Here is a 24,370-nt window from a genome sequence, read left to right as displayed (position 1 = left end):
ATGACTGCCCGATGTATGACGGCAGGCGCGGTGGCCCCAGCCAAGCGCAAGATGCCCCCTCTCGCCCGGCGCGAGAGAGGGCATTCTCGCTTCAGGCTTCGGCCGGTTCCTCGCTCGCCGCCGATTGCGCAGCCATGTCGCCCAGCGTGACATAGTCCACCTTGCCCGTGCCCAGCACCGGCAGTTCGCCCAATACGCGGATTTCGCGCGGGATCGACAGCTCCGCCGCACCCGCCTGGCGGCCCCATTGCTGCAGCGCGCGCTGGGTGGCGTCGGCCTGGGTGGTGAACAGCACGAGTTGCTCGCCCTTCTTGGCGTCGGGCCGTGTCACGACAGCGTGTGCGCCCTGCGGCCACAGGCCGCCGGCCAACGCTTCCACCGCCGGCAGCGAGACCATTTCGCCGCCGATCTTGGCAAAGCGCTTGGCCCGGCCGCGAATGGTGACGAAGCCGGCGGCGTCGATCGTGACGATATCGCCGGTGTCGTGCCAACCATCGGCGGGCGGTTGCAGCACGGCCGGCTCCCCTGGCAGGAAATACCCGGCCATCACGTTCGGCCCGCGCACATAAAGCCGCGCCCCTTCGACAATGCCGGGCACGGGTTCCAGCCGCGCCTCGATGCCGGGCAGCAGGCGGCCCACGGTGCCGGCGGCAAAGTGCATCGGCGTGTTGACCGCGATCACCGGCGCGCATTCGGTGGCGCCATAGCCTTCCAGGATGCGCAGGCCGAACTTGTCGGCCCAGGTGCGGCGCGTCTCGTCCTTCACCTTTTCCGCCCCGGCAAAAACATAGCGCAAGGCATAGAAATCATAGCCATGGGCCATGCGGGCATAGCCCGAAAGGAACGTGTCGGTGCCGAACAGGATCGTGGCATTGGCATCATAGGCGAGCGCGGGCACGATGCGATAGTGCAAGGGGCTGGGATACATCACCACGCGAATGCCGTTGAGCAGCGGCAACAGGGTGCCCCCGGTCAGCCCGAACGAGTGGAACACCGGCAACGCGTTCAAGACCACATCGGCGCTGTTGAAATCGATCCGCGCCGAAAGCTGCGCGCAATTGGCCAAGAGATTGCCGTGCGAGAGGACGACGCCCTTGGGCAGGCCTTCCGATCCGCTGGTGAACAGGATCACCGCCGGGGCATCGGCCGCGATCCGCCGCCGGGCATGGGCGCGCGCCAGGCTGCCCACGCGCAGCAGGGCCCACAATTTTTCCCCGGTGCCGATGGTGGCGCCAATGTCTTCCAGATAGCGCACCGCGATGCCATCGCTTTCCAGCGCGGCGATCACCCCCTGCAGCTTGGCCTGCTCCACGAACGCACGCGCCGTCACCACCGTGCGCACCGCCGCCGTGGCGCAGGCCGAGCGCATGGCCGCCGCACCCACGGTGAAGTTCAGCATGGCCGGCACGCGGCCGGTCGCCTGCAGGGCAAAGAACGCCGCCATGGCCCCGTTCACGTTGGGCATCAGCAGGCCCACCGCCTCGCCCACGTCCGTGCCCTGCTCCAGCCGCTTGCCCAGAAGGCCGGCAGCCACCAGCAGCCTGTCATAGCTGAGCGGCACGCGCTTCACGTCTTCGAGCACGCGGGTCTTGCCGCCATGCAGGTTGCGCGCATCGGTGAGTGCGGCAAACAGCGTGCGCTGTGTGTCCGACGTGGCAAAGATCATGCCGCTCATCTCGTCATAGAGCTTGCGGCCGGCCTCTGCCCGGCGGGCGCGCGCGGTCATTTCGCCTTCGATGGCAAAGCGGCGCGGTGGCAGCACGGTGAGAGAAACCTTGGGGAACCAGCGCAGCTTCACTTTGCCCTTGAGATAGGAAAAGGGCGAGAACTGCGGGCCATCCAGGCGCACCGGGATGATCGGCGCATCGGCCTTGTCCGCCACCATGCCGGGGCCGTCGAACACTTTCATCAAGGCGCCGGTCACGGTGATGCGGCCTTCGGGGAAGATCACCAGGCAGGCGCCGCCGCGCACGGTGCGCACCATCGCCTTGGCCGCCATGGGATTGGTGGGATCGACCGGGAAAGCCTTGAACAGCTTGAGGAACGGCTTGATCCACCACGATTTGGCAATGGCGGTGTGCACGGCAAAGGTCGGCTTGCCCGGCAGGAACGCACCCAACAGCACGCCATCGAGGAACGAGAGGTGGTTGACCACCACCACCGCGCCCTGCCCTTCGCGCGGCATGTTTTCCAGGCCATGCACCTCCACGCGATAGAGCACGCGGAGCGTCAGGCGGATCACGTCCTTGAACAGGGTTTCGGGCAGCAGCCATACGCTGGCCAGCGCCACGGCCAGCGTGGCAAAGCCCAGCACGCCGATCAGATCGGGCACGTCCAGCCCCAGGCCGAGCAGGCCGGTAACGACCAACACCACCGCCACGGTGAGCGCGGCATTGACCACGTTGTTGGCGGCGATCAGGCGAGAGCACTGATCCACCGGGCTTTTCACCTGGATGATCGCATAGAGCGGCACGATGAACATGCCGCCCGAAAAGGCGATCACGCCCAGGTCGAACAGGATGTGCCACGCCCCATCGGTGGCGAGAAACTGCGGGATGGAGGCACCGGCCACGCCCACGGCAAAGCCGCTGGTGGCGATCCACAGGTCGATCAGGCCCGCCGCCAGACCCAGCGCGGAGAGCGGCACCCAGCGAGCCGAAACTTCGCCCTTGAGCAGCAGGTTGACGCAGACCGACCCGGCCGCGATCGCCAGCGAGAACACGATCAGGAACAGCGTCGCCACATCCTGCGTGGCGGCCAGCGTGCCGCTGACAAGCGGGGCGAATTCGGAAACCAGCACGGCCCCGGCGGCAAAGAACCAGCTGGTGCCCAGGATCGCGCCCCACACCGGGCGGATGGCGCGGGCATCGTCCAGAATGGCCATGGTGCCGCGCCACAGGTTCCAGTCGAGCTTTTCGCTCGGCCCGGCCGGGGGTGCCGCCGGCACCATGAGGCTCGCGAGGAAACCGACCAGCGCGAGCGCGGTGAGCGCCAGGCCGGCCAGATGCGACGGGACCACGCCGGCCAGCAATTGCCCGCCCAGGATCGCCAGGAACGTGCCGCCCTCGATCAGGCCGGTGCCGCCCATGATCTCGTCCGCGCCCAGGTGCTGGGGCAGGATCGAATACTTGACCGGCCCAAACAGCGTGGAATGCAGGCCCATGCAGAACAGCGCGGCGAGCAGCAGCGGCACGGAAAGCAGCCAGAAGCCGGCCATGGCCAGCGCCATGATCGCGAGTTCCGCGCCCTTGATCCAGCGCACCAGCCGCGCCTTGTCCATGCCATCGGCCAATTGCCCGGCCAGCGCGGAAAACAGGAAATAGGGCAGGATGAACAGGCCCGTGGCCACCGCCGCCAACATCTTGGCCTTTTCCGGCGCGGCGGCATAGAGGCCGAAGTTGGCCAGGAACAGCAGCGCGAATTTCAGCAGGTTATCGTTGAACGCGCCCAGGAACTGCACCAGGAAAATCGGCCCGAAGCGGCGTTTTCCCAGCAATGCAAGATCAGATTTTGCCACGCGATTTGCCCCCAATTGCGCTGCCCGACCCCGCTCATGAGGCCGAGAGCCTTAAGGATTGCCGAATGTTGCACACCCGGCCTTGCGACTCAGCGGCCGCATCGCCGATGTCGCACGGAAATATACACCGTTCAATTAAAAAATTAGACGGTGTTCATTTTCTGCGCTAGAGCCGCGCCATGGGCCGCCGATCAGACCACACCCGTGAAGAATTGCACGCCATGATCGTGCGCGAAGGGCATCGCCAATTGTCGGAGGTGGGCTTTGCCCGCTTTTCCGCGCGCGAAGTGGCCAAGCAGATCGGCTATTCGATCGGCACGATTTACAACGTGATGGGCAGCCTCGATGCGCTGATGCTGGCGATCAACGGCCACACGCTCGATCTGTGGCGCGCCGCGCTGGAACAACGGCTTGAGGGGCAAAGCGAGAACCGCCTGGCCCAGGCGATTGCCGCCTATTTCGATTTCGCCGCACAGCACCGCAACGCCTGGACCGCGCTCTACGATTTCCGCCTGCCCGAAAATGAAACCCCGCCGGCCGATTACACCGCGCGCGTTACCGCGATCACCGATGTGGTGGTGCGCGAAGTGGCCGCCGCCCTGCCCACCGGCCGCCGCGACCAGGCACAGGCGCTGGCGCGCTCGCTGCTGGCCACGGTGCACGGGCACTGCTTCTTTGCCATGAACGGCACGTTCCGCCTGCTGGGTGAAACCGATCCGCTGGCCGCCGTCCTCGCCCGCGTGGAAGACGCCGTAAACGCGGCATAGGCATCATGCCGACGCTGGACAGCGCCGGCAGCGCCCGTCACAGTCGCCCCTGGACGGGGACCCATGGCCGAGCAGAGACCGGGAAGCGAATCAGCCTTTTCGCAAGGCGCCAACAGCGTGCTGGGTTCGCCCTTGCGCCTGCTGGCGGGCACGCTGCTGTATGTCGTGGCGCTGTTTGCGGTGTCCACCATGGGCTATGTCCGCGCCGGGTGGCCGCTGGGCGATGCGGCCTACATGGTGCTGCTCACCATCTTCTCGGTCGGCTATGGCGAAGTGCGGCCGATCGACGGCACGTTCCTGCGGCTGTGGACGACCATGACCATCGTGCTGGGCTGCACCGGCATGATCGTGCTGACCGGCGCGCTCGTCCAGGTGTTCACGCTGTTCCAGTTTCGCCGCCTGTTGGGGCTTGATCGCATGCAAACCGAAATCGAACGCCTGACCGGACACACCATCATCTGTGGCTATGGCCGCATCGGCGTGCAACTGGCCAAGGCTCTGGCCGACGCGGGCCATCCGTTCCTGGTGCTGGAACGCTCTCCGGCCAAGGCGGAGGAGGCCCGCGCCCACGGCTTCCTCACCCTGGTGGGCGAGGCGACGCACGAGGAGACGCTGAAAGAGGCCGGCATCACCCGCGCCCGCGTGCTGGCCACGGTGCTGCCCGATGACGCCGCCAACGTGTTCATCACGCTTTCGGCGCGCAACCTCAATCCCCAGGTGGAGATCATCGCGCGCGGCGAGGCACCCACCACCGAAAGCAAGCTGTTCCATGCCGGGGCCGACAAGGTCGTGCTGCCCACCCATATCGGCGCGGAGCGCATCACCGAATTGATCCTCTATCCCGCCACCGGCGCGGCTGTGGGCGAAAGCAGCCCGATGGGCGAAGTGAAGCGCAAGTTGCACGATTTCGGGCTCGACCTGGAAGTCGTCACCTGCCCGGCCAAGGGCGCGCTGACCGGCGCCAGCGTGGGCGAGGCAGAACGGCGCGGCAATGGCGCGTTCTTCATCGTGCAGATCGACCGCGCCAATGGCCAGCAGATCCAGCATCCTGGCGAAGACGTGCGGATCGAAGCGGAAGACCGCATCCTGCTGGTGGTGCGCGGCAGCCGCCTTTCGGCCGGCGCCGTGTTCACCGCCCCGGCCCGCCCGATCAAGCACGGCCGCACGCTGGTTCGGTGAGGTTCGCGCAACTGCACAGGGCAAAAATGCAATTGCCGCCCGGCACGCGCGGCGGCACGAGCCGGCGCCAGCCATGCACGCCTTGCCCGCCGCCAGCCCTTCTCTTGCGCTCCCTGTGAAGCGGCGCCCAGACAGCATCGTGCGCTGGGCGGCGCGCCGGCTCGAACTGCGCTCGTTCGGCCTGGTGCCGGAGCATTTCGACAAGGCCGAAGGGCTGCGCGCTGCCCTTGCCGTGGGTGCGCCGCTGGCGCTCGCCCTGGCCAGCGACATCACCGTGCTGGGCTGGGCGGTGTTTGCCGCTTTCTGGACCTGCCTGTGCGATGCCCCGGCGCCCGATGCCGTGCGGCGCCGCATCCTGGCGCTGTTCATGGGCGTGGGCACGGTGATCGCGTTTGCCGGCAGCGCACTGGCTGCCTTGTGGCCGATGGCGGGTATGGTGATCGGCCCGATCGCCGTGTTTGCGGCTGTCCTGGCCAGCGCGCGGATTGCCTATGGCGGGTTGCTGGGCACGCTTTTGGGGGTGGTGGCCGTGGTCGCCGTGGGCTTCCCGCAGCCGGTGTCTCTCGCCGCCGCGCAGGCCGCTGCGTTCATGGGCGGCGCGGCCTGGGCCTATCTGCTGATCACCCTGCTCTGGCCGATCGATGCCGCGCGGCCGCTGGTGCGCGCCAGCGATGCGGTGATCGTGCGCCTGCTCGACATGGCCGAAAGCCTGGTTGCCCAAGGCGATGGGCCGCACCGCGACGGATATTGGCACAGTGAGCACGCCGAACACCGCCGCACGGTGCGCCTTGCCATCGAGCGCCTGCGCAGCCTGCTCGATCGCTATGCCGGGCAGGCCGGCATGCTGGAAGCGCATCACGCCACCTTGGCCAAGGCCGAAACCCTGTTCGGCGCGCTGATTGCGCTGGACCAGGGCTTTATCGAACGGGTGGGCCCGGCGCACGAGCGGCTGGCGGTGGCGCGCGCCTGCCGCACCGCGCTGCTGGCCTGGATGATCGATCGTGCGAATGCGCACTGCTCGGACCAGCCGTACGCCCTGCCCTGGGCCGTCGCCCGGCTGCGGCGGCTGGTCCCCACTTTGCGCGAAGACCTGTGCGCCGGCTGCGCCTTGGCCCTGGCGCAAGCCCTTGCCGCCCCCCTGCCCAATCCTTGCACCAATCCGGCGCGCGATGCGTTGCGTGGGCCGTTGCGCGGGCCGTTGCGCCTGCGGCCGCTGTCGCGCGGCGCGGTGCAGCAGGCCCTGCGACAGACGGCGGGCCTGGTGGCGGTCTATGCCGCCGCGCTCGCGTTTGACCTGGGCTATCCCTATTGGGCGGCAATGGCGGTTGTCGTGGTGCTGCAAGGCGGCGTGCGGATTACCTGGGCACGCTGTCTTGAGCGGATCCTGGGCAGCGTGCTGGGCGGCATTCTGGCGTTCGCGCTGCTGCTGGCAGGCGATGCCACCATCACCCTGGCCGTGCTGGCCACGGCGCTGGCCGGCGCGGCGATTGCCCTGCGCGCGGTCAACTACACCGTCTTCGTCGTGTTCCTGACCATGCTGTTCGTGATCGTCACGGCCATGCTCCATCCCGGCGAGGGCATCGTGGCCGCGCGCATGGTGGACAATGTGATCGGCAGCCTGGCCGCGCTGCTCGCCGTGCTGGCGCTGTGGCCCGATTTCGGGGCATCGCTGCAGGGGCGCATTGCCGAAGGCATCGCCGCCAACCGTGCCTATTTCGAAGCGGTGGAGGCCGCCCTGCCCTTTGCCGAGATCGAGGCGGTGCGCCGTGCGGCGGGCCTTGCCAGCATCGAGGCCGAAACCGCGCTCCACGATCTTGGCGGCTTGATCAACCGCACCAACGGCGCAGCGGCCCATGCCGCCGGGCTGGGCACCCTGCGTACCCTGGCGGGCAGTGCCGCAATGGCCTGGCACCGCCGCCTTGGCCAGGGCGCGCGTGGCTGAACCGCGCTATTTCGGCATGCGGTTCCACGCGTCGAGCGCGGCGATCTTGTAGGCTTCGGCCAGGGTCGGGAAATTGAACGTGTTCTCGATGAAATAATCGAGCGTGCCCTTCAGGTTGAGCACCGCCTGGCCGATGTGGATCAGCTCGGTCGCCCCCTCGCCCAGGATGTGGACGCCCAACAGGCGCCGGGTTTTCAGCGAAAACAGCATCTTCATCATGCCAGAATGCAAACCCATGATGTGCCCGCGGGACGTTTCGCGAAAGCGGGCGATGCCCACTTCATAGGCGATGCCCCGGCTTTTCAGTTCCTGCTCGTTCAGCCCCACGGTGGAGATTTCCGGCACGGCATAGATGCCATAGGGAAAGTATTGCGGCGCGGGCGGCAGCGGCAGGCCAAAGGCGTGGCAGGCGGCAATCCGCCCCTGCTCCATCGAGGTGGAGGCGAGGCTGGGAAAACCGATCACGTCACCGGCGGCATAGATGTGCGGAACGGCGGTCTGGAATGTCTTGGGGTCCACCGTGATGCGGCCCCGGCTGTCAGTGGCAAGGCCACAATGTTCCAACCCCAGGTCGGCCGTCGCGCCGCTGCGCCCGGCAGCATGCAGCAGCATTTCGGTGCGCACCGTGCGCCCGTCGGCCAGCGTCGTCGTCACCCAGCCGTCGGGCCCGCGCTCCACTTTCTCCACCCCCACGCCCAGGCGGATCGACATGCCCCGGTCGCGCAAGTCGTGGATGAATTCGTCGATGATCTCGCGATCCACGAAATCGAGGATCGTCTCGCGCGGTTCGATCACGGTAACGGGCACATCGAGCGCGGAAAAGATCGTGGCATATTCGATGCCGATCACCCCCGCACCGATCACGCAAAGGCTGCGCGGCACGCGCGGCACTTCCACCATGGCGTCGCTGTCCACCACGCTCACCCCGTCGAACGGCACGTTGTCCGGGTGATGCGGCACGGTGCCCACGCAGATCAGGATGCGCTCGGCACGCACCACCACGTCGCTGCCATCGGTCCGGCGCACGCAGATCTCGTGGGGACCGACGAAACGCCCGGCACCGACCATGGTGCGGATCTTGTTGCGGTGGAACTGGTGCTCCAGCACCGTCACTTCGTGTTCCAGGGTCTTGGCCAGGCGGATATTCAGGTCTTCGCCGCCGATATCCTGCTTCACGCGATAGGAATGGCCATAGAACCCGCGCTCGCGCCAACCGGACAGATTGAGCGCGGTTTCACGCAGGGTCTTGGAGGGGATCGTGCCGGTGTGCACCGAAACCCCGCCCACCCGGCGGCGGCCTTCCACCACCAGCACGCTGCGCCCCAGCTTGGCCGCCTGCACCGCCGCGCGCCGCCCGGCCGGGCCGGACCCAATGACGATAAGATCGAACTTGTCCATGCCGCCCCCCGAAAGCCGCGCCCCCCGGCGCGATGCCAAGCGGGGCCGCCAGCATCAGAGCGCCCCCGGCCTTTCAGAAGACTTCCTCTCCACCCTAGGACATCATCCTATCGTCTGGTGCGGGGCTGGCAATGGGGATTGGGTGGGTTGGGGGGATGCGCGGTGCAAGGGTTCACACCGCGCCCCGGCCCTTCCGCTAAGGAGCAGGGGAGAGTATCGCCATCACCGTTCGTGCTGAGCCAGTCGAAGCCCCCCGCCCGCAACCGTCAGCCGTGGGCGCCGAAGTAGTTCGCCACGGCCACCGCCACGCGCAGGTTCAGGGCATGGGCGCGCTCGATCGGGTCGATGAAGCGGGCGCGGATCGCGCCATAGTCTTCGCCTTCGTGATCGGGGAAATCGCTGGCTTCGTCCACACTGAAATCGCCCACGTGCGGCATGGCCACGGGATAGGCGCGGCGCAATTGCGCCAGGGCATCGTCCACCCGCAGCGAGAGCACCATTTCCAGCACGTCGTCGCGGCTCACGTCGTTGGAGCGCGAGAACGGCGGCACCTGCACCGCGCGCAGGAACATGTGCATCAGCAGCGAAAGACGCACCGCCTGGAGCAGGCCGATATTGCGCCGTTCGGCATCGACCACCGGATCGCGGCCCGAAGGCAGGCCGGGCACCAGCGCCAGCAGGCGGTGCAGCTTCATCCAGTCCACCCGCAGGCGCGAAGTGAGGCGGCGGAACACGCCCGAGCGGTCGTCCTTGGTGAGGTATTCGGCCAGCGCCATGCAGGCCGATTCCAGCGCGGTTTCGGTGCCGCGATAAGGCCGGCTGGCCCAATAGGCCGAATTGAACAGCTCGCCATAGGCGGCCACGGTCTTGATCGAGGCGAGGCCATTGGCCGCGCGCAGCAGGCGCACCAACTGGTTGCCGCGTTCCGACTGGCCGAGCAGTTCGGCAATCGCCTCCATCTCGTCACCCGCAGCGGTGCCCGCCCCGGCGATCACGTTCACCGGATAGCCGATCTGCTGGAGGATGGCGTTGTGCGGGATCGCGCGGATCTGGCGCAAGCTCATCGAGCGGTCGGCCGAAATGTCGGACTGGCGGCGCGAGACGCGGCTGCCCGTGGCGGTCAACATGCCCAGGCCGAACGCAGTCACCGCGCGGGCATAAGTCGCGCTTTTCAGGTGATCGCGCTGCACGCGGCGAATGGCGCGATAGAAATCGAGGCTGAGATCGGTGCGCGCGTAGAACGGATCGCGTTCGGCCGGCGCGGTAAAGGCCACTTCCGCCTCGGCAATGCGCGAGAGCGTGGCCAGCGCCAGTTCGTCGTTGCGGAAGAAGAGATAGCCATCGCCGCCCTGGAAGCTGGCTTCGGCCTCCAGCGCGATGCCGGCCTTGGCGAAACGGCGGCGCGCCCAGCGGCTCAATGGCCAGGTCAGGCGATCGGCAAAACCGGCCGGGTGCGCACCGCGGCCCATCGATTCCCCGTGCGTGTCGAACACCAGCGCGGCCACGTCGGCCAGGCCATTGTTGGTCATCGCCTCGGCCAGGCGGCCCTGAAGGCGCTCGATGGCAAGGGCGGCGGGCAATTGGCCGATGAAGCGGCCGGCATCGGAAAAGCCGGTCTGGATCGAGACCCGCCCGCGCTTGCGCACATAGTCGCGATAGGCTTCCTCGGCCAGCAAGGCTTCCAGGAAGCGGCCACCGTGTTCCAGCGCGGTTTCGGTTTCGAACAAGGGCGAAACGTCCACCTTGTCGTCGATGCCGAACAGCTTGGCGAAATAAAGCGCGGCCAGCACGGTCTGCGGCTGTTCGCATTCGGCGATCAGCATGCGGATCGGCGCATCGGCATCGATGTGGTGCAGGATCTGCGCCATGGCCAGGAACTGGCGGATCGCGGTGCTGGTCTCGATCGCCAGCGCGGCAAAGTTGACGCGCAGCGGCTTCACTTCGGCCAGCAGTTCGCGCAGCCGCGAAATCGCGCTCTTGCTGGCAATGTCGAGCGTGCCTTCCGGGTCGATCCGGCGGCGCAAGGCGTTGTGAAGCTGCGAGGAATTGACGCGGAAATGGATCCAGCCCATGCCCAGGCCATCGGCGCGCATGGCGCCCGCCAGCGTGGCCAGGCCCACCGCCACGTCGCCATCTTCGGCAGCAGCGGCATCGGCTTCGAGCGTGGCGATGATCGGCGCCAGAGTCAGCAGCTTGGCCGGATCGTCGGCGGTCATGCGGTTGGCGGCGGCAGCAAGCCCCTCGGGCGTATCGAGCGGGCGTGAAAACAGCTCCGCCATTTCCGAGGCATGGGCTTGCGCCGCTTCGAGCGTGGCGAGCAGTGTGTGATCGGGCGCCAGGCTGGCAAGGCCACTGGCGTAGGTGCGCAGGCGCCGCGCCTTTTCGCGCAGGCGAAACGCGATGGAGGTGTGCCAGCCGATGTCGGTGCGGCCATCCATGTCATAGCCGACCCAGGTGGCAAAGCGGAACGGAAGCGGGCGGAAATCGAGCCAGCGGCCCGGCCAGCGCTGGCGGGCGTGGGCCAGCAGCGTGGCATTGATGCGATCGCGCGCATGGCCGGCACGCTCGATCGCGTTGCAAACCTCAAGGTGTTCGAATTCCAGCGTGATCTTGGGGCCATTCGCCGGCAGGGCGCACACCGTGGAGGCCAGCGGATCTTCGGCCAGGGCGGCGGTGGCAACGGCATCGGCCTGCGCGGGATTGAGCAGGAACGTGGGGTGCGCGGTGAACACCGCGTGCAACAGCGGCTTTTCCCAGCGGGCGCGGAACTGGCTGAAGCCGTCTTCCTCGTCCAGAAGGGCTGCCACGCGCGCCAGGTTCTCGTCAGGGTCGGTCGGCGCGATCAGGCGCGCCAAGCGCCCCGCGCGGTTTTGCAGCGCCTCGCATTCCAGCTCGGCGACCAGGCCTTCCATGTCATCGAGCGAAAGAGCGCCGGTTTCCAGCTCGCGCGAGAGATCGTGGCTCAGCTGGAAAACGGGATTGAACAGCGGCGTTTCGGCGGTGCGCTCGTGCAGCTTGCGCAAACGGTCCCTGAGCTTTGCGACGGTCTTCATCTGCCGTTTCCCCCCTGCTGGCTTACGTATCGAGCGAACCTTGCCTTGGCCTGCCACCCGCGTGCTGGCCCCTCAGCCCTTGGAAAGGGCCGAGGCTTCGCGCGCGAGGCGTTCGATCTCTGCCTCGTCGGGCACGCCCTTGGGCACGACCCAGCTGCCACCCACGCACAACACGCGGTCGAATGCCAGCCATTCCGGCGCGCTGGCCGGGGTGATCCCGCCGGTGGGGCAGAACCGCGCCTGATAGAACGGCGCGGCCAGCGCCTTGAGCGCGGGCAACCCGCCCGAAGTGGAGGCGGGGAAGAACTTGAAGTGGGTGAGCCCCAGATCGAGCCCGCGCATGATATCGGCCGCGCTGGCGGTGCCGGGCAGGAACGGAATACCCGAATCAACGGCAGCCTGGCCCAGGCGATCGGTCAGGCCGGGCGAAACGATGAATTCGGCGCCGGCGTCGATCGCGGCTTTCAATTCACCCGGATTGGTCACCGTGCCGGCACCCACGATGGCGCCTTCGACGCTCTTCATCGCAGTGATCGCTTCCAGGGCGGCAGGCGTGCGCAGCGTCACTTCCAGAACACGCAGGCCACCGGCCACCAGGGCGCGCGCCACCGGCAGGGCATGGGCCACATCATCGATCACCAGCACCGGAATGACAGGCGCCGTGCGCATGATGGCTTCGATCGGCTTCATGAACTCTCCCCGCATTTGGCAGGAGAAAAGCCTAGCCTTTCAGCGCGCGGTTGTGCACCCGCTAACAGGACCGGTGCATAGCTATTTCCTCAAACCGTGGGAAATCCGCATCAAACGGCCGAACTGAACTGGTGCCCGCCGCCACGATAGGCATCGAACAGCACCGCGATCGAGCGGTGATAGGGCGCGCTATGCGGCGCCAGCACCAACCGCTGCCCTTCGATTCGGGCCAGGCCGCGCACAACGAACGGGGCCAGGCCGTCCTGCACGTCGTTCAGCAGGTCGAGCGGCAGGTCCACCGCTTCCTGGCAAAGCAGCGTTTCGATCAGGGCGGCGCGGCGGCAGTCATCGGCACTTTGCACCAGGCCGCGCGTACCGGCCATCTGCCCGCCTTCCACCCTCTGGCGATAGCGGCCCGCGTTCTTCTCGTTCTGCACGAGCAAGCCAGGGAACATGCCCACCGACGACGCGCCCAGCCCGATCAGCGCACCGGCGGTATCATCGGTAAAGCCCTGGAAATTGCGCCGCAGCGTGCCGTTGTGGCGCGCCTTGGCCAGGTCATCGCCGGGCAAGGCAAAGTGATCGAAGCCGATCGCCTCATAGCCCGCCCCGCGCAGCCGCGCCGATCCTTGCGCCGCCATGGCAAAGCGGGTGCGCTGCCCCGGCAGCGCGCCCACGTCGATCCGCCGTTGGCGCGGCACCACGTGGGGTACATGGGCATAGCCGAACAGCGCCACGCGATCGGGCGCCATGGCCATCGCGGTGTCCAGCGTCTGGTCCAGCACCGCCTCGTCCTGATGGGGCAAGCCATACATCAGGTCGAAATTGATCGAATCCACGCCCGCCCGGCGCAAACCCTCCATCGCACGGGCGATATCATCCTGCGGCTGCACCCGGCCGATGGCGGCCTGCACGCGCGGATCGAATGTCTGCACGCCCAGGCTGGCCTTGATCACGCCGATGCCGGCAATCGCGGTGAACCACTGCGGCACCAGGCTGCGCGGATCGAGTTCGAGCGAGATCACCGGCCGCGCCAGGCGGAAATTGAGCGTGAGCGTATCGATCAGCCGCACGAAATCGGTGGGCGAAATGGCATTGGGGCTGCCCCCGCCAAACGCGATGCGGGTGATCCGCGCCTGCGGCCCGATGACCTGGGCCACCAGTTCGATCTCCCGATGCAAGGCTGCGAGATAGCCGGCCAGGCGCTGGCTGCGGTTGGCCGCCCCGGTATTGCAGCCGCAATACCAGCAGATCTCCTGGCAATAGGGGATATGCAGATAGAGCGAGACCGGGCCTTTCAACGCGGCCAGCGCATCGCGCTGCGCATCGGCCAGATCGGCATCGGCAAATTCCGCCGCCGTGGGATAGCTGGTATAGCGCGGCACCGGCCGCGCCAGCAGTTCGGGATACCACGTCCAATCGGCAAAGCGTTCGCCCGATCCGGGCGGGGGCGCCGCCGTGATCATCGTGGCGGCGGTGTTCAGTTGGGCAGCTGGGCCTGCTTCAAGCGACATCGTCGTCGTCCTCCTCGCCACAGCAGCTAGGCTCTCCGGCGCGCTTGCGCATTGCGCTATGGCAAATCGCGCAGCACGGCGCGGTGCCGTCGCCCGATGGCTTGCGCTGCGGCGCATGGCCGGGAACGCGGATCAGCAGGACATGGCCCGCTTCCCCGCAGATCGGCACCGCAAGCGCCGCGCCACCACCGGCCACCACCGCCGGCGCGGGCAGCGACAGACGCAGCACTGCGGCCGCCGAACACAGCGCCACCAGCCGCAGGCGGCCCTGGCGCGTCATGGCACGTCGTCCGTCTCGTCGATCAGGATGCGCGCGGCGGCGCCATCCAGATCCACGAACTGCCCCCGGCGCAGCGCCCAGAAAAAGGCGCAGAGCCCGATCAACCCCATGCCCAGCGCAATGGGGATGAGCACCGCGATCGAGGTCATGCCCCATTCCCTCCGATCCAGGAAAGCCGCAGCGAATTGGCCACGACGATCAACGACGAGGTGGACATCGCCACGGCCGCGATCAGCGGCGTGACAAGGCCCGCCATGGCCAGCGGCACCGCCAGCAGGTTGTAGGCGATCGCCAGCGTGAAGTTCTGCCGCACCACGCGCATCGTCGCCCGCGCCATGCGCACGGCGAACGGCAGGGCCATGAGCGAAGGCGTGGTGAACACCACGTCTGCCGCTTGGCGCCCCACGTCGCTGGCGCTGCCCGGCGCGATCGAAGCGTGCGCGGCGGCGAGCGCCGGCCCATCGTTGAGCCCGTCCCCCACCATCAGCACGCGCCGCCCACCGGCCGCCAAGCGCCCGATCGCATCGTGCTTGTCTTGTGGCGAGGCGCTGGCCTGCGCGGTCAATCCGGTCTGCCGCGCCACCTGGACTACGGCCTCGACATTGTCGCCCGACAGGATCGAGGCTTCCAGCCCCTGCCCGCGCAGCGCCGCCAATGCGCGCAGGGCATCGGGCCGCAAGGCATCGGCAAAGCCGATCAGCCGCACCGGATCGGCCCCCACCGCCAGGGCCGCCGCCATGCCGCCGGTGGGCGAAGACGGACGGCCCAGCGAAACGGGAATTTCGCGCCACAACGCGATCACCCCGCGCCCCGGCACTTCCTCCACCGCGTCAAGCGGCAACGCTTTCACGCCGCGCGCGGCCAGTGCCTCGGCCAGGCCAAGCGAGAGCGGATGGCGGCTGTGGCTGGCCAGCGCCAGGGCCACGCCGGCTTCGTCACTAGTCAGCGCATCGAGCGCGGCGGGATCGGGCACCGGGCGGCCCAGCGTGAGGGTGCCGGTCTTGTCGATCAGCATGCGGTCAACCTCAGCCAGCCGTTCCAGCGCGGAACCATCCTTGATCAGCACCCCACGCTTCATCAGGGCGCCGGCCGCCACCACTTGCGCCACCGGCACAGCCAGCCCGAGCGCGCAAGGGCAAGTGATGATCAGCACGGCAATGGCGATCACCAGCGCATGATAGAGCCCCACCCCGGCCAGCATCCAGCCGGCAAAGGTGAGCGCAGCCAGGCTGTGCACCGCCGGGGCATAAAGCCGCGAGGCGCGATCGGCGATCCGCACATAGCGCGAGCGGGACTGGCCGGCCGCCTCCATCAGGCGGGCGATTTCGGCCAGGGCCGTATCCTCGCCGATGGCGCGCACTTCCACGTCGAGCGGGGCTTCCTCGTTGAGCGTGCCGGCCAGCACCAGGTCACCGACCTTGGCGGGCACGGCAGCGCTTTCGCCGGTCAGCAGCGAACGGTCGAGCCGGCTGGCCCCGCGCCGCACCACGCCATCGGCGGCCAGGCGTTCGCCCGCGGCCACGCGCATTATCATGCCTGGTGCCAGGTCTGCCACCGCGCGCCAGGTGGTGGTGCCATCGGCGGCCACCACCAGCGCGCCCGGTGCGGCCTGGCGCAACAGCGCATCCACCCCGGCGCGCGCGCGATCGCGCATCATCGCGTCCAGCGCACGGCCCGCCAGCAGGAACAGCAGCAGCATCAGCGTGCCGTCGAACCACGCCTCTGCCCCATGGGTAAGCGTTTCATAGAACGACAGACCGGTCGCCAGCGTGACGCCGATGGAAATCGGCACGTCCATGTTGGTGCGCCCATGCTTGAGCGCGCCCCAGGCCGAGGTGAAGAACGGCCGCCCGGCATAGGCGATGGCCGGCACGCCGATCAGCGCGGAAAGCCAATGGAACAGATCGCGCGTGGTGCCATCCGCGCCGGACCAGACGCTGACCGACAGCAGCATGACGTTCATGCAGGCAAAAGCCGCCACGGCCAGCGGCGCCAACAGCGGGCGCACCGCCGATGGCGCCTGCTCCAGCACGGTTTCGCGCGGCTGCGCGGCAAAGCCTGCCCCCGCCAGCGCCGCCACCAGATCGGGCACGGCCACGCTGTCATCATGATCGACGCCCACGCTGCGTGCGGTCAGGTTGGCGCGGGCATGGGCAACGCCGGGCACGGCGGCCAGCGCGCGTTCCACTTTGCCCATGCAGCCGGCGCAATGCATGGCCGGAACATTGAGCGCTGTGTGCAGCGACACTTTCGCTGCCGGGCGCGCAAGAGTTTGGGCGGCCTGGCTCATCCCACATCTCCCATCATGCGCCAGGTGGCGCCGTGCCGCGCCACCCGCAGCTTGATCCTCCAGCGGCCCGCCGGCAGCGGCGCGCGATACTGGCCCGGCGCCGTTTCATGCAGTGTCAGGGCAACGTCGTCGCGCAGGCCCAGCGGGTGCTCGGCCACGGCGGTCACTTGTGCGCCGGAAAGCGCGCGGCCTTGGGCATCGTTCAGTGTCACGGCCAGGGCGCCGTCGCTGCCCCGCGCCACCGCCCCTGCCCAGCCAAGCGCGCGCTCGGTGCGCGCCTCGCCCAGCCAGCGGTTGAAGTTCTGGCTGGCGACATACGAATTTTCCACCACCACCCCGCCAAAGGTGGACGTGGCCAGCCGCGCCATCACCACGTTGACGGCAATGACCACGCCAAAGAAGCTGATCAGGATGGCGGCCATGTGGCGGCCGGTGAACGGACGTGCAGGGCGATGCTGGGTCATCGGCGTGATCCTTCTATGGCGCGGCTGGCGCGGAAAATTCGGTCTTCACGCGGTCTTCCGCGGGCTTCTCGCCAGGGCGCGCCGCGGCGGCCAGGTGAAAGGCAAAGGGCTGCGGCCGGGCGGCATGGCCCGGCACCACGGCATAGACACGCAAACGCTGCGTGGTATCGGCCGGCACGGTAAAGCGCAGCGCGGGCTTGGCCGCCGATGCATCCATCTCGTCGGTATAGATCGCACCATCGGGCAACCCTTCGAGCGACAGCACGGTTTCGCGCGGGCGGTCTTCCATGTTGCGCAGCTTGATGGTGAAGCCATCGCGCACCGCGCCGTTGGAAAGCTGCACGAATTCAGGATTGCGATCGCGCGCCACCGACAGATCGAGCCGGGTGCGTTCGCCCAGCATGAACAGCAGCGCAGCGCCGATCGCGCTCCACATGCCCAGATAGACCAGCGTGCGCGGGCGGAAGATCGCCTTGATCAGCGGCTTGGGCGCGCCGCCCTTGCGCTCCACCTCGGCATCGTCGAGCGTGCAATAATCGATCAGGCCACGGTCGCGGCCCACTTGCCCCATCACGCGGTCGCAGGCGTCGATGCACAGGCCACAGGTGATACAGCCGATCTGCGCGCCTTCGCGGATATCGATCCCGGTGGGGCACACCGCCACGCACTGCTTGCAGTCGATACAATCCCCGATGGCACCGGGCAGGCGCTTGGCCTGCTTGAGCGACCCACGCGGCTCCCCGCGCCAGTCCTTGTAGGTGACGATCAACGACTTTTCATCGAGCATGGCCGACTGGATGCGCGGCCAGGGGCACATATAGACGCAGACCTGCTCGCGCATGAAACCGCCGAGCCAGAACGTGGTGAAGGTGAGCACGGCCACGCAGGCATAGGCCACGCCGGGCGCCGCACCGGTCCAGAATTCGCGCTGGAGCGTGGGCGCATCGGCAAAGTAGAAAATCCAAGCGCCACCCGTGGCAAAGCTGATGGCGAGGAATATGGCCCACTTGGTCAGCCGCTTGGCGGTCTTGCGCGGGCCCCAGGGCGCGCGGTCCAGCGCCAGCTGGGCATTGCGATCGCCATCGATCAGCCGGTCGACATGCTGGAACAGATCGGTCCACACCGTTTGCGGGCAGGCATAGCCGCACCAGGCCCGGCCCACCGCCGATGTCACCAGAAACAGGCCGACCCCGGCCATGATCAGCAGGCCCGCCACGAAATAGAACTCGTGCGGCCAGATTTCGATGCCGAACATGTAGAACCGGCGATGGGCCAGATCGATCAACACCGCCTGATGCGGCGCCCAGGGCCCGCGATCCCACCGCAGCCACGGCGTGCCCCAATAGACCGCCAGGCAAAACGCCATGACCGCCCATTTGAAGCGCCGGAACCGCCCGTCGATCTTGCTGGGGCAAACGGGTTCGCGGCGGGCATAGAGCGCCGGTTCTTGTGGTGCGGGTGGCTGGCCACCCCCGCCTTGCGGTGCGGGGGTGGATGCCACGAGCTTGAGCCTGGGATCGGCGGGCATGGCGGCTTACCTTGTTGCCGGCACGGGCGCTGGCGCGGCCGCTTCCGACGCGGCGGGCAGCGCTTCACCGCCCCCGCGCGAGTGGACATAGGCCGCCAGCATCTTGACCGTGACCGGATCGAGCCGCTGGCCCCAGGCCGGCATCACGCCCTGGCGGGCGTAAGTGACGGTTTCGGTCAGCGTGGCGCGGTCCCCGCCATAGAGCCAGATCTTGTCGTTGAGGCGCGGCGCGCCGACGGTGCGGTTGCCTTCGCCATTGGCGCCGTGGCAGACGCTGCAATTGTCGGCAAAAACCTGCGCGCCACGGGTGGAAGAGGCGCTGGCCTTTTCCTGCCCGCTGATCACCCGCACATGGCTGACCACGTCCTGCACCTGGGCCGGCGTGAGTATGCCATCGCGGCCAAACGCCGGCATCTGGCTGGAACGGGTCTGCTCGTCACCGGGATAGCGGATGCCGTGTTCCAGGGTCTGGTGAATGGTGGCGATGTCCCCGCCCCACAGCCAGTCGTCGTCGTTGAGGTTGGGATAGCCCTTGGACCCGGCCGCGCCAGACCCGTGGCACTGCACGCAGTTCTGCTTGAACGCGGCAGCCCCCCCTTCGATCGCGGCGCGCAGCAGTTGCGGATTGTCGGCCAGCTTTTCCACCGGCGTCGCGGCAATGGCGGCGCGGGTCTGGGCGCGGGCGGCATCGGCCGCTTTCAGATCCTTGGCCAGGGCGCCGCGGCTGGTCCACCCGGCGGTGCCAGCGCTCGCCGAATGGCGCCCTGGGATGGCCGGATAGACCACCACATAGCCGATCGCGAACACGATCGTGGCATAGAAGGTCCACAGCCACCAGCGCGGCAACGGCGTGTTGAGTTCTTCGATTCCGTCCCATTCGTGTCCGACGGTTTCAACGCCGGTGGGTTCGTCGATGCGCTTGTCAGCCATCGTGATCCTCCGTGAAGATCGAGTTGGCGGCTTCCGCGCCCGAGGCTTTGCCCCCGCTGCGGAAAGGCCAGATGCACAGGGCCAGGAAAATCGCGCCCATCACCACCAGCGCCCAGCTATCGGCAAAGTGGCGCAAGACATCATACGTGCTCATCGCCCCTTCTCCTTGGCCAGGTCTTCCTGGGCGGCAGGCGCATTCACATCCACCAGCGTGCCCAGCATCTGGAGATAGGCGACCAGCGCATCCATCTCGGTCAGCTTCTTGGGATCGCCATCGAAATCGCGAACCTGGGCCTTGGGCCAGCGCGTCTTGAATTCGGTGGCGTTTTCGGGGTCTGCCTGGGCCTTCAAGTCATCGTTGGCCTGGGCGATCTGGTCCTTCGTGTAAGGAACCCCGGTGGTGTAGAGCGTTTGCAGCTCGGCCGTCATGTCCCCCTGGTTGAGCGGACGCTCGGCCAGGAACTGATAGGTGGGCATGATCGATTCCGGCACCACGGAGCGCGGGTCTTTCAGATGCTGGACATGCCATTCATCCGAATACTTGCCGCCCACGCGGGCCAAATCCGGCCCGGTGCGCTTCGATCCCCATTGGAACGGGTGATCGTACATCGATTCCGCGGCCAAGCTGTAATGGCCATAGCGTTCGGTCTCGTCGCGGAACGGACGGATCATCTGGCTGTGGCAGACATAGCAGCCTTCGCGCACATAGATGTCGCGCCCGGCCTGTTCGAGCGGGGTGTAGGGGCGCATCCCCTCCACCTTCTCGATGGTGTTGTCGATCCAGAACAGTGGGGCGATTTCCACGATCCCGCCGATCGTCACCGCGGCAAAGGCAAGGACTGCCAGCAGGGTGACATTGCGCTCCAGCGTCTTGTGACGCTCAACAATGCTGGACATTGTTCGGGTTTCCTTATCAGGCAGGCTGGGCGACGATCGGACGATCCTTTTCGGGATCGAACGCGGCATCGTGCATCGGCGCTTCGTTGCGGTACTGGCCCAGGATGGTCTTGGTGATGTTGATCACCATGATCACCGCACCCGAAAGGTAGAGCAGCCCGCCAAAGGCACGCAGGGCATACATCGGGTGCAGCGCGGCCACGGTTTCGGCAAAGCTGTTCACCAGATAGCCGTCGGGCCCATATTCGCGCCACATCAGCCCCTGGGTGATGCCCGCCACCCACATCGAGGCGGCATAGAACACGATGCCCAGCGTGGCGCACCAGAAGTGCCAGTTGACCATGCGCAGCGAATAGAGCCGTTCACGGGCCCACAGGCGCGGCACCAGGTAATAGAGCGCCCCGAACGTCACCATGCCGTTCCAGCCGAGCGCGCCCGAGTGCACGTGGCCGATGGTCCAGTCGGTATAGTGCGAGAGCGAATTGACGCTCTTCACGCTCATCATCGGGCCTTCGAACGTGCTCATGCCATAGAACGCCAGGCTCATCACCAGCATGCGCATGATCGGATCGGTGCGGATCTTGTCCCACGCGCCGTTCAGCGTCATCAACCCGTTGATCATGCCGCCCCAGCTGGGCATCCACAGCATGACCGAGAACACCATGCCCAGCGTCTGCGCCCAATCGGGCAGCGCGGTATAGTGCAGGTGGTGCGGGCCGGCCCAGATATAGAGGAAGATCAGCGCCCAGAAGTGGATGATCGACAGGCGATAGGAATAGACCGGGCGTTCGGCCTGCTTGGGCACGAAGTAATACATCATGCCAAGGAAGCCGGCGGTCAGGAAAAAGCCCACCGCGTTGTGGCCATACCACCATTCCACCAGCGCGCCCTGCACGCCGGCAAAGATGGGATAAGAGCGCGAACCGAACAGGCTGACCGGAATGTTGAGGTTGTTGACGATGTGCAGCATCGCCACGGTCAGGATGAACGAGAGATAGAACCAGTTCGCCACATAGATGTGCGGCTCGCTGCGCTTCACGATCGTGCCGACGAACACCGCCAGATAGGCCACCCACACGATGGTGAGCCACAAGTCGGTGTACCATTCCGGTTCGGCATATTCCTTGCCCTGGGTGATGCCCAGGAGATAGCCGGTCGCCGCGATGACGATGAACAGCTGGTATCCCCAGAACACGAAACGGGCGAGGCCGGGGAAGGCCAGCCTCGCCCGGCAGGTGCGCTGCACGACGTAGAACGACGTGGCGATCAGCGCATTGCCCCCGAAAGCGAAAATGACCGCCGAGGTGTGGAGCGGACGCAGGCGGCCGAAGTTGATCCACTCCAGCCCCAGGTTGAGCTGGGGCCAGGTCAGCTCCAGCGCAATCCACAGGCCGGCGGCAAACCCGGCGATACCCCAGAATACCGTGGCAATAACGCCCCAGCGAATCACGTCGTCGTCATAGCGGCCCGGATCGGGCATGCGCAGCACGCCCCGCACCGCATTGTCGACGCTCTTGCCGCTGATAGTCACCCACAGCGCGATGGCGGCGGCGATCCCGAAGATCGCCATGTGAATCGCAAAACCCTGGTCCACTGCCAGAGCACAGGCGACCACCGCCAGGACAAGCGCACCAAACCATAGGCCGGCGCGCATCAGAACCTGTTCCATGGACCCTTCCCTTCCATGCCCAACTACAGATTCTGCCCCTGCAACCTTTGCCCGCCCATCACATTGATACGAGTCAAATAACCCCTGCGGTGAACGATTTGTTCAGCACCCTGCCATTTTTGCGTTGCGTCAATGTAGCGAATCGAGAACCCCGCCATTGACCGTGCCACGCCAGAGGGAACGGAGCCTGCGAGGGGCAGGCCGCCTGCGGCGCAGCCCGCAGTGGCCCAGTCCGCGGTAACTCAGTCCGCCAGCAATTAGGAAACGTGTGATGAAAAAGGTTCTTGGCAAAGCTCTTGGTGCCGCCGCCCTGGCGCTAGCCTTCGCTTCTCCCGCAATCGCGGCCGATGAAGCGCCGGCGGGCAAGTGGCAGGTCAAGTTGCTGGCCACGTCGGTTCTGGCCGATGGCAAGATCACCGCGGTTCGCAAGGACCTGATCGGCCTGCCCACCGGATCGCAGACCGATGCCAGCAACAACAGCTTCACCCCCACGCTGGCGATCGAATATTTCGCGCTGCCCAACGTGTCGGTGGAAACGATCTGCTGCTTTACCGCGCACCACGTCTCGGGCGCCGGCGCACTGGCGGGTGCAGCACTGGTCGATCATGCGCTGATCCTGCCCGCCACGGTCACGGCGAAGTACCACTTCAACCTGCCCGGCGGCATCAAGCCTTATGTGGGCGCGGGCGGCGCGTGGTTCTTCTATATCGATGAGCGCGCCGGTGCGACCGCGCAGACCCTGGGCGCCAGGCGGGTGAAGCTGGATAACGACGCCGGCGTCGTGGTTCAGGGCGGGATCGACATTCCGATCACGAAGACCGGCCTTGGCCTCACGCTCGATGCCAAGAAGTACTGGATCAGCACGACCGCGCATTTCTACACCGCCAACGGCACCGAAGCACTGACCACGCGCCATCGCATGGACCCTTGGGTCCTGAGCGCGGGCGTCGCCTACCGCTTCTGATCACGGCGCACCGATAGCCCTGCATATCCGTCGTATGCAGGGCCGCGGGCGGGTCGATCCAGGGTCTGGGATCCCCTGGCATCGGCCCGCCCGTTTTCGTTTTTCTTTCGGGGAATACGCCTCCCCCAAACCCTCCCGCAGGCGGGAGGTGAGGCTGTTGAAAAGCCCCCTCCTCTTCAGAGGAGGGGGTTGGGGGTGGTGCGAGGCCAAGCGCAAAGCGCGCAGCCAGGGCCCTTCCACGAGCTCAGGGCGAACGCTCATCCGAAAATTCTGCTGAAACCGCGTTCGGGCTGCGCTTGTCGAAGCCCGTGCCCGCCACGCTTACCCCGCCAGCGAAACCAGCGAGGGGCGATCGAGGATTTCCACGTCACGCCGCGCGGGCAGGTCGATCACGCCTTCGTTCTTGAGCTTGGTGAACTGGCGGCTGACGGTCTCGATCGTCAGGCCCAGCACATCGGCCACCTGCTGGCGCGAGAACGGCAGGGTGAAGCGCGTGGCCGGGCCGCGCGTGATCGGGGTACAGCCGGTTTCGGCCAGGCGCTCCGACATTTCGAGCAGGAATGTGGCGATCTTTTCGGGCGCGGTCTTGCGGCCCAGCAGCATCATCCACGAACGCGTGCGGTCCAGTTCGGCCAGCGTGCGTTCCAGCAGCTTGTGCTCCAGCCCCGGATGGCTGCGGGCAAAGCGATCGAAATCGTTGCGCGAGAACACGCAGACGCGGGCATCGGTCAGCGCGACGACACTGGCCTTGCTGGTCTGGCCAAAGGGGCGGCCGATGAAATCGGACGGATAGGCCACGCCCACGATCTGTTCGCGGCCGTCTTCGGTGCTGGTGGTCAGCTTGAGCACGCCCTCGATCACGTTGGCGACGAGCAGCGAGTCATCGTCTTCCCAGATCAGCGGTTCCCCGGCCGAAACGTTGCGACGGCGTCCGATCGCGTTGAGCGCGTTGATCTCCTGATTGTCGAGGCCGGCGCAGATGGCGCGGTTGCGGACGACGCAGGTTTCGCAAGAAGACATGGCCCCAATTACCATCTTGCGCCGTGAAAGACAACGACAAGACAGGGCCTTATCAGACCAAAGTATGATCACCCCACCCGGCAAAAAGGGGGGCGGCCTGCCAGGCATGCCGCCCGAGTTGGGGAGAAATCACGCGAAACGAACAGACTGTCCGGGTTGGAAAGACCTGTTCCCTTCGGCGATTTCCGCTTTACCCCCAGCCCGGCGACGCGGCTTTGATCGGTGTCAATCGATCGGCAATTACAGCAGGAATGGTGCAATTTGGCGC

19 protein-coding genes are annotated in these 24,370 nt (G+C 66.8%); 4 read left to right on the top strand and 15 right to left on the bottom strand.

Translation table 11 applies throughout. The annotated features are described in order from the left end of the window. Window positions 1–91: 91 nt before the first annotated feature. Window positions 92–3,517, bottom strand: a complete 3,426-nt coding sequence (locus tag FHW94_RS20285) for an acyl-[ACP]--phospholipid O-acyltransferase (RefSeq protein ID WP_349237574.1) — start codon at window positions 3,515–3,517, stop codon at window positions 92–94. A 179-nt stretch (window positions 3,518–3,696) separates the two neighbouring features. On the opposite strand from FHW94_RS20285, the gene FHW94_RS20280 reads away from it, so the two are divergent. The 3 genes from FHW94_RS20280 to FHW94_RS23745 all read left to right on the top strand — a co-directional run bounded on the left by FHW94_RS20280 (window position 3,697) and on the right by FHW94_RS23745 (window position 7,405). Then, window positions 3,697–4,284, top strand: coding sequence for a WHG domain-containing protein (locus tag FHW94_RS20280; RefSeq protein ID WP_168557656.1), 588 nt, complete (start codon window positions 3,697–3,699; stop codon window positions 4,282–4,284). 63 nt (window positions 4,285–4,347) lie between these two features. After that, window positions 4,348–5,463 carry a potassium channel protein gene (locus FHW94_RS20275; RefSeq protein ID WP_168557655.1) on the top strand — a complete coding sequence of 372 codons (1,116 nt, stop codon included), beginning with the start codon at window positions 4,348–4,350 and terminating at the stop codon, window positions 5,461–5,463. A gap of 115 nt (window positions 5,464–5,578) precedes the next feature. After that, window positions 5,579–7,405, top strand: a complete 1,827-nt coding sequence (locus FHW94_RS23745; protein ID WP_210425781.1) for an FUSC family protein — start codon at window positions 5,579–5,581, stop codon at window positions 7,403–7,405. Between the two features lie 6 nt (window positions 7,406–7,411). Here FHW94_RS23745 and sthA read toward each other — a convergent pair whose 3' ends face one another. The 13 genes from sthA to ccoN form a co-directional block, all read right to left on the bottom strand. Then, the gene (gene sthA, locus FHW94_RS20265; RefSeq protein WP_246866305.1) at window positions 7,412–8,842 is read right to left on the bottom strand and encodes a Si-specific NAD(P)(+) transhydrogenase; all 1,431 of its coding nucleotides are present in this window, start codon (window positions 8,840–8,842) and stop codon (window positions 7,412–7,414) included. 227 nt (window positions 8,843–9,069) lie between these two features. Beyond that, the gene (locus FHW94_RS20260) at window positions 9,070–11,856 is read right to left on the bottom strand and encodes a phosphoenolpyruvate carboxylase (RefSeq protein WP_168557653.1); all 2,787 of its coding nucleotides are present in this window, start codon (window positions 11,854–11,856) and stop codon (window positions 9,070–9,072) included. Between the two features lie 72 nt (window positions 11,857–11,928). Beyond that, entirely contained in the window at window positions 11,929–12,546 is a 618-nt protein-coding gene (gene eda / locus FHW94_RS20255; protein WP_168557652.1) for a bifunctional 4-hydroxy-2-oxoglutarate aldolase/2-dehydro-3-deoxy-phosphogluconate aldolase, read from the bottom strand. A gap of 110 nt (window positions 12,547–12,656) precedes the next feature. After that, window positions 12,657–14,012: an oxygen-independent coproporphyrinogen III oxidase gene (hemN, locus tag FHW94_RS20250; RefSeq protein ID WP_168557791.1), complete on the bottom strand. Its 1,356-nt coding sequence runs from the start codon at window positions 14,010–14,012 to the stop codon at window positions 12,657–12,659. 37 nt (window positions 14,013–14,049) lie between these two features. Then, complete coding sequence (locus FHW94_RS20245; protein ID WP_168557651.1) at window positions 14,050–14,340, bottom strand: hypothetical protein; 291 nt, start codon at window positions 14,338–14,340, stop codon at window positions 14,050–14,052. Continuing rightward, window positions 14,337–14,489, bottom strand: a complete 153-nt coding sequence (gene ccoS / locus FHW94_RS20240; RefSeq protein ID WP_168557650.1) for a cbb3-type cytochrome oxidase assembly protein CcoS — start codon at window positions 14,487–14,489, stop codon at window positions 14,337–14,339. Before ccoS ends, FHW94_RS20245 begins: the two co-directional genes overlap by 4 nt. After that, complete coding sequence (locus tag FHW94_RS20235; protein WP_168557649.1) at window positions 14,486–16,630, bottom strand: heavy metal translocating P-type ATPase; 2,145 nt, start codon at window positions 16,628–16,630, stop codon at window positions 14,486–14,488. The genes ccoS and FHW94_RS20235 overlap by 4 nt, the downstream gene beginning before the upstream one ends. Then, a complete protein-coding gene (locus tag FHW94_RS20230) occupies window positions 16,627–17,094 on the bottom strand; it encodes a FixH family protein (protein WP_168557648.1) in 468 nt (155 codons plus the stop codon). The genes FHW94_RS20235 and FHW94_RS20230 overlap by 4 nt, the downstream gene beginning before the upstream one ends. 13 nt (window positions 17,095–17,107) lie before the next feature. Further along, complete coding sequence (gene ccoG / locus FHW94_RS20225) at window positions 17,108–18,622, bottom strand: cytochrome c oxidase accessory protein CcoG (RefSeq protein WP_168557647.1); 1,515 nt, start codon at window positions 18,620–18,622, stop codon at window positions 17,108–17,110. 6 nt (window positions 18,623–18,628) lie between these two features. After that, window positions 18,629–19,552, bottom strand: a complete 924-nt coding sequence (gene ccoP, locus FHW94_RS20220) for a cytochrome-c oxidase, cbb3-type subunit III (RefSeq protein ID WP_168557646.1) — start codon at window positions 19,550–19,552, stop codon at window positions 18,629–18,631. After that, window positions 19,545–19,706: a cbb3-type cytochrome c oxidase subunit 3 gene (locus tag FHW94_RS20215; RefSeq protein WP_168557645.1), complete on the bottom strand. Its 162-nt coding sequence runs from the start codon at window positions 19,704–19,706 to the stop codon at window positions 19,545–19,547. The genes ccoP and FHW94_RS20215 overlap by 8 nt, the downstream gene beginning before the upstream one ends. Next, window positions 19,703–20,449: a cytochrome-c oxidase, cbb3-type subunit II gene (gene ccoO / locus FHW94_RS20210; protein WP_168557644.1), complete on the bottom strand. Its 747-nt coding sequence runs from the start codon at window positions 20,447–20,449 to the stop codon at window positions 19,703–19,705. The genes FHW94_RS20215 and ccoO overlap by 4 nt, the downstream gene beginning before the upstream one ends. A gap of 16 nt (window positions 20,450–20,465) precedes the next feature. After that, window positions 20,466–22,118, bottom strand: a complete 1,653-nt coding sequence (ccoN, locus tag FHW94_RS20205) for a cytochrome-c oxidase, cbb3-type subunit I (protein ID WP_168557643.1) — start codon at window positions 22,116–22,118, stop codon at window positions 20,466–20,468. Between the two features lie 271 nt (window positions 22,119–22,389). On the opposite strand from ccoN, the gene FHW94_RS20200 reads away from it, so the two are divergent. Continuing rightward, window positions 22,390–23,082 carry an OmpW family outer membrane protein gene (locus FHW94_RS20200; RefSeq protein ID WP_168557642.1) on the top strand — a complete coding sequence of 231 codons (693 nt, stop codon included), beginning with the start codon at window positions 22,390–22,392 and terminating at the stop codon, window positions 23,080–23,082. A 321-nt stretch (window positions 23,083–23,403) separates the two neighbouring features. On the opposite strand, the gene FHW94_RS20195 is transcribed toward FHW94_RS20200, so the two are convergent. Continuing rightward, a complete protein-coding gene (locus FHW94_RS20195; RefSeq protein WP_168557641.1) occupies window positions 23,404–24,102 on the bottom strand; it encodes a Crp/Fnr family transcriptional regulator in 699 nt (232 codons plus the stop codon). Window positions 24,103–24,370 lie beyond the last annotated feature (268 nt).

Origin of the sequence: Novosphingobium sp. SG720, assembly GCF_012275365.1 — a bacterium.
Taxonomy (GTDB): domain Bacteria; phylum Pseudomonadota; class Alphaproteobacteria; order Sphingomonadales; family Sphingomonadaceae; genus Novosphingobium; species Novosphingobium rhizosphaerae.
The sequence above is the reverse complement of the archived record's forward strand: the minus strand, read 5'-3'. Positions and strand labels throughout refer to the sequence as shown.

Bases quoted from the DNA above. Each gene is read 5' to 3' on its own strand.
- eda (WP_168557652.1), bottom strand. From the start codon at position 12,546: ATGAAGCCGATCGAAGCCATCATGCGCACGGCGCCTGTCATTCCGGTG.
- FHW94_RS20200 (WP_168557642.1), top strand. From the start codon at position 22,390: ATGAAAAAGGTTCTTGGCAAAGCTCTTGGTGCCGCCGCCCTGGCGCTA.
- ccoS (WP_168557650.1), bottom strand. From the start codon at position 14,489: ATGACCTCGATCGCGGTGCTCATCCCCATTGCGCTGGGCATGGGGTTG.
- FHW94_RS20230 (WP_168557648.1), bottom strand. From the start codon at position 17,094: ATGACCCAGCATCGCCCTGCACGTCCGTTCACCGGCCGCCACATGGCC.
- ccoN (WP_168557643.1), bottom strand. From the start codon at position 22,118: ATGGAACAGGTTCTGATGCGCGCCGGCCTATGGTTTGGTGCGCTTGTC.
- FHW94_RS20280 (WP_168557656.1), top strand. From the start codon at position 3,697: ATGGGCCGCCGATCAGACCACACCCGTGAAGAATTGCACGCCATGATC.
- FHW94_RS20245 (WP_168557651.1), bottom strand. From the start codon at position 14,340: ATGACGCGCCAGGGCCGCCTGCGGCTGGTGGCGCTGTGTTCGGCGGCC.
- FHW94_RS20275 (WP_168557655.1), top strand. From the start codon at position 4,348: ATGGCCGAGCAGAGACCGGGAAGCGAATCAGCCTTTTCGCAAGGCGCC.
- ccoP (WP_168557646.1), bottom strand. From the start codon at position 19,552: ATGGCTGACAAGCGCATCGACGAACCCACCGGCGTTGAAACCGTCGGA.
- FHW94_RS20215 (WP_168557645.1), bottom strand. From the start codon at position 19,706: ATGAGCACGTATGATGTCTTGCGCCACTTTGCCGATAGCTGGGCGCTG.
- hemN (WP_168557791.1), bottom strand. From the start codon at position 14,012: ATGATCACGGCGGCGCCCCCGCCCGGATCGGGCGAACGCTTTGCCGAT.
- FHW94_RS20260 (WP_168557653.1), bottom strand. From the start codon at position 11,856: ATGAAGACCGTCGCAAAGCTCAGGGACCGTTTGCGCAAGCTGCACGAG.
- ccoG (WP_168557647.1), bottom strand. From the start codon at position 18,622: ATGCCCGCCGATCCCAGGCTCAAGCTCGTGGCATCCACCCCCGCACCG.
- ccoO (WP_168557644.1), bottom strand. From the start codon at position 20,449: ATGTCCAGCATTGTTGAGCGTCACAAGACGCTGGAGCGCAATGTCACC.
- FHW94_RS20235 (WP_168557649.1), bottom strand. From the start codon at position 16,630: ATGAGCCAGGCCGCCCAAACTCTTGCGCGCCCGGCAGCGAAAGTGTCG.
- FHW94_RS20195 (WP_168557641.1), bottom strand. From the start codon at position 24,102: ATGTCTTCTTGCGAAACCTGCGTCGTCCGCAACCGCGCCATCTGCGCC.